Origin of the sequence: Pseudomonas sp. OTU5201, from assembly GCF_038440135.1 — a bacterium.
Lineage (GTDB): Bacteria > Pseudomonadota > Gammaproteobacteria > Pseudomonadales > Pseudomonadaceae > Metapseudomonas > Metapseudomonas resinovorans.
Map to the genome: position 1 here is coordinate 1 of NZ_JASATC010000119.1, position 282 is coordinate 282.

The 282-nt window shown below is 67.4% G+C and carries 1 protein-coding gene; it reads left to right on the forward strand.

Annotation, left to right across the window (positions count from 1 at the left end; translation table 11 throughout):
* A partial coding sequence (locus AAHM40_RS27110; protein ID WP_342247453.1) for a hypothetical protein occupies nucleotides 1–282 on the forward strand: 282 nt, incomplete at both ends.

Genomic DNA, 282 nt, shown 5'->3' on the forward strand with positions numbered 1-282 from the left:
TTAGACGAAGGCACCGCTGCCGCCGAGGCCATGACCTTCTGCAAGCGCCTGGCGAAGAACAAGGCGCCGGCGTTCTTCGTTTCCACCCACTGTCACCCGCAGACCCTCGACGTGCTGCGCACCCGTGCCGAGCCCCTGGGCATCGAGGTGGTGATTGGCGAGGAAGCCGAACTGGACGACCTGTCCGGGTACTTCGGCCTGCTGCTGCAATACCCCGCCAGCACGGGCCATGTGCCGGATCACCGTGCCTTGGTGCAACGCGCCCATGGGGCCGGCGCGCTG